This window comes from Candidatus Eisenbacteria bacterium, from assembly GCA_005893275.1.
Taxonomy (GTDB): Bacteria; Eisenbacteria; RBG-16-71-46; order SZUA-252; family SZUA-252; genus WS-7.
Genome location: VBOW01000080.1, coordinates 1 through 4,411, shown reverse-complemented (window position 1 = coordinate 4,411; position 4,411 = coordinate 1). Strand labels below are relative to the sequence as shown.

Below are 4,411 nucleotides of genomic sequence, written 5' to 3'. Positions count from 1 at the left end.
TGCGCCCCAGAAGGTCTAAGCTCCTGGGGCGCCTCGCATTGTGCTCCGCGGACTGTACTTACGGTCCCGCGGAGTACTACGGCTCCACAATTACCTCTACCTCGGCCCAGTCCGCAACTGGGCGCCCCCCCTTCGCCCGCGCAGGACGGAAGACGTACCGTTTCAGCGCTTGCTCTGCCGATGCGAGGACTGGAGGGGTCTCGGCAGCAGGACGAGATTCGATCCAAGTCACCGAACCGTTGCTTCCGACCGTAACGATGAATCGAAGTGCCTTCGGCGCGACGAGACCGCACTCAGGGCACTTCGCGTGTGGGGCGCTCATCACGAGCGGCCGCTCTGAAATGTCATCGGGCAGCAGTGCCTCGGTACTGTCAATCAGCACCATGTGACCGCGCTGGAAGATCAGCGCGTTGGTGCTGTCGACTCGAACAAGATGGCCTCCGCCGTACCGGAAACGTTTCCCGTCGCGGATCCGTTCAAAGCGCGTATCGTATCCGCCGTGGACCAGGGTGGTGTCCTGGCGCACGTCCAAATCGACAAGTGTTTCACTCTCATCCCAGACCGTCGGCTCGCCACACGGGATCCGAAGTTCTCCGCGAATCCGGTACTTGCCTGTCCGAGAGACGCGCAAACTCACGACCCACTCCTGATCGAAGTGTTCTCTTTCCCAGCGGGAGACGTGCACCTTCCGGGATGTGTCTCCCGCCAGGACCTCAATCCCGGAAGGTACTTCAATCCGGACGTCACCCAAACAGTCGACCCCGTGCTGCGAGCTGCCAGCCCTGGCACGAAGCGGAAAGATCTGGCCGATATGCGGAACCACCGAGATACTGAGACCAAGGCCGAAATAGGGAACGCCGGGCTCCATGGGCTTATGGCACCAGCCAATAGAGGGCACAACGACACAAAAGGCGACGAAGAAGAATCGGATTCGACTGCGCATGTGCCTCACCTCGCTTCAACAGCCATTGCGGAATCTAGTCCCCACCCTGTCCGCACACGCGCCCTCACGGCTTCGACAGGGTGCCGGTTAGGCTCGCCGTCTCGTCGCTGTTTCCCCGGTTCAAGGGATCGAGGGTGATCTGCAGCCGCTCGTGGCTCCGTACAGGGCCCACGCCAACGGCGTAGTCGATCGTGCCGAACAGAGAGGAACGGGTATACCCGAGCGTTTCCCGGCGGGGCCTCGGAGGTGCCTAAGATCGGCGTATCCCTTACGCTAAGGAAGTTACGCCTCGAGCGACCTCCGCACAATGACCCACAGGAATACAGGCGCACAGGAGACGGCAGGACCGCCGGTGCCGATCGTAAGTCCCCTAGGGGGCCGATGCGGAGAGGGCCGCCCTTCCCAGCCCGCGGCGGAGCAGGTAGTACTCGTTCACCGGGCGATCGTCCGTCAGAGGACGCGCCCCTGGAACCAGCCCGATCAATCGATCCAGAGGAATCTCGTGGGTGAGTACGGCCGCGAGGGGCTCGGCGGGGAGCATTCCTGGTTGCCACTCGACGAGATCGGTGCGAGCTGCCGGAGGCATCCGGGCCACAAGCTGGTCCGGCGCGGGAAGAGGGATCGGTGACTGGCTGGCAAGAAAGTGAACCCCCCAGCCGAACTCCGAGGGGAAGGCGCGCACGTGGACAAAGGTCTCCTTCAGCGCGCGGGCGACCGAGGCGACGACGATCGGCTCGGCCGGCGGGAGCCACTCTTGGAGCACGCCATCCGTCCGCAGTCGGGCCCGTACCGCTTCGAAGAACTCCTTCGAATAGAGCATGCTCGATCCGGCCGCCTCCACCGGCGGTGGCGGATCCACCGTGATGACGTCGAACGCCTCGCGCGTCCTCTCGAGGAACCGCCGGCCGTCGTCGATCACGATATGGGCGCTCGGAAGCGCGCGGACCCGGTTCGCATCCGGGTGGTAGAAGTCGAAGAGATCGGGAACGCTTGGAATCAGCTCCACGGCTGTCGTGGAAGCACCCCAGGTCAGGGCCGACCGGAAACTCGTCCCCATGCCAAAGCAGATTACGAGCACCCGCTCGGGCGGCTTCGCACGGATCGCGAGCGGCAGGTGGGCCATCATCTTGGTGACCGGCGTCAGGACCGTCATCCCGTAGCCGTTGACGAGGAGCTGCTTCTTCATCCCCCTGCCGGTCGCGATCACCGTGGCCGAGTGGTCGCGCAGCGCCTTTCGCACGGGGAAGATCGTCTCATAGTCCTTCGCCACCGTGACGACACCGAGGCCCGCCGCCAGGGCCAGGCCCCCGAGCATCGCGAAGTTTGAGCGCGAAGCCGGGCGAGGGCCATGCTTGAACCTGGGAGAGGACGCCGGTGCCGGATGGGGCCCGGAGCGAGACCAGGCGAGCACGAAGGCGTAGAGCGGGAGCGCGAGGATGGCGAGAGCCCAGCGCTCTCCCATGATCGGTAGAAGTCCGAAGCTCGCGACCAGCGGGCCGACGATGCAGCCAAGCACGTTGACGGCGTACACGGAGCCGGCGCGTGCCGGATCGCCGTGCGACCAGAGATCCACGAGGCGCGGCGTGAGATACCCCAGGGCGAAGCAGAAGGGGCCGATCCCCACCGCGACGCGGAGGAGGCCGGCGGCGAACGCGCCCGGCGGCGCGACGCGAGGATCGGCGAGTATCGTTGGGAGCGCCGCGAGGAGAGCGACCGTAAGGATCGCGCTTGGCCCCCACGCCGTCCCGAGGACGGTGGGACCCTTCCTCGCGCTCCGGCGGTAGGCCGCCGATCCCAGAAAGGTCGCGACCAGGTAGATCGCCAGGATGGCCGCGAAGGCGTACACCACCGTCCCGAGGTAGGGGGTGAACTGGCGCACCCACACTACTTCCATTCCCATAGAGAGGAGTCCCGTGGAGAAGAGGAGCCAGGGCACCGCTCGGAGACCGCTTGGGGCGGGCCTCCCTGGACGCGGCGCCGCTTGCGGCGCATCCGCGTGGCGCGCCTCGACGGGATCCGCGCCGGGTCCTCCATCTTCTGCAGATCGACTCCGAACGCTCAGCGCGAAGGCGGCCACGGCGAGGAGACCGTTCAGAAGCGCGGTCACCCGGAGCGTTCCCCGGAATCCGAGCAGCTCGATCAGGATGAGCGCGGAGAGCAGCGTGCCAAGGGCTGCGCCGATGACGTTGGCGAGATAGAGGTAGCTGAACGTCCCGGCGGTGCTGCTTCCCCCTTTGGCGTCCTGCCACGGCCGAAGCGCCGCCATCGCGAGCGGAAACGTAGCTCCCATTGCCGTGCAGAATGGAAGCAGGGCGACGGTGACGAGAACGCCCGCACCCAGGTAGTGGCTGCCCGAGCCCCACGGAGCCCCGGCACCCAGCGCCTCGAGGGTCCTTCGCGCCCAGTCCAACTCGTGAGCCACGAGCAGACCACCGGCACCGATCGCCATCTCGACGGTGGCGTAGAGACGGAGAAAGCGGTCAGGCGACGAGCGCTCCGCGAGGTGGCGCGCCAGGCGTCCCGCGCCCCAGCTACCCAGACCGAGGCCGGTCATGAAGACCGACAGGACGATCGAGACCAGCGGCGTGGTGACGCCGAAGGCAGCCATGGCCAGCCTTAGCCACACCACCTCGTAGACGAGGGCGCAAGAGCCCGACACGAGGAAGAACAGGAAGAACCAGGAACGAGGGGGCGCTCTCCTTCGACCGGACCTCATGACGATGGAGGCGCCAGCTCATGCAGCTTCACGAGGACGCGCGCGCCGGCATCGCCACGCCCTTGATGAGCAGCCACAGCGCAAGCGTCACCTCGAATACCAACAAGGGTAGCCACATCAACCAGACGACGGGGCCGCCGAGCATTCCGACGAGGTCCAGCGGAAGGATCACGACGGCCAGGACCGATGCAAGCACGCCGAGCCGCGCCAGTGCGACCGGGATCATCCTGCCGCGGAGGAGGAGCCAGGAGAAGAGGGTGCTGCCCACCGCGAAGAAGATTGCGGCGGGGTTCCACGCCCCCATCCTGAGAAGGAATGCGCTGAGGGCGTGCGCTCGCTCGGTGTCTGGTAGGCTTGCTCCGGCGGACGTCGCGAGCCAGAGGAGCCCCAGCGTCCGCGCTACGAAGACGCCCGTGATGCCTTCGGCGACGCGACAGGTCAGGCCCAGCATCGCGAGATCGGGATCCTGATCGCGCGTGATCGCGTAGAGCGTCACAGCCAGCACAAGGGCCGAGAAGGCTTCGAGCAGCGTGAGCAATACGGAGAGGCGCACGTCCGTCGCGTGCTGGGCGATGGTCGCGAGCTTGGCGGCGATCCCCTCTCCGCTGGTCGCCCGGCCGAACAGGACCATACCGGTGATGCCGGCCGCGATGTAAAAGAGAAATGTGAAGCCGGCGACTCTTGCGTTCGTCCTGCGAGTCACGTGCGCCTCCGGGATGGGGAAGTCACCATGAGTCCGAGCAGGGAACCTA

General features: G+C 66.1%; 3 protein-coding genes. All 3 read right to left on the bottom strand.

The window, feature by feature from the left end:
- Window positions 1-76 precede the first annotated feature (76 nt).
- On the bottom strand, window positions 77-943 hold the full coding sequence (locus tag E6K76_12220; GenBank protein TMQ56742.1) for a hypothetical protein: 867 nt from the start codon (window positions 941-943) through the stop codon (window positions 77-79).
- 370 nt (window positions 944-1,313) lie between these two features.
- Entirely contained in the window at window positions 1,314-3,659 is a 2,346-nt protein-coding gene (locus E6K76_12215; protein TMQ56741.1) for a hypothetical protein, read from the bottom strand.
- A gap of 28 nt (window positions 3,660-3,687) precedes the next feature.
- Window positions 3,688-4,411 (bottom strand): DUF4386 domain-containing protein (locus E6K76_12210; GenBank protein ID TMQ56740.1); only part of this gene is annotated, 724 nt, incomplete at its 5' end.

Coding starts and splice junctions, on each gene's coding strand:
- E6K76_12220 (TMQ56742.1), bottom strand. CDS start 943: ATGCGCAGTCGAATCCGATTCTTCTTCGTCGCCTTTTGTGTCGTTGTG.
- E6K76_12215 (TMQ56741.1), bottom strand. CDS start 3,659: ATGAGGTCCGGTCGAAGGAGAGCGCCCCCTCGTTCCTGGTTCTTCCTG.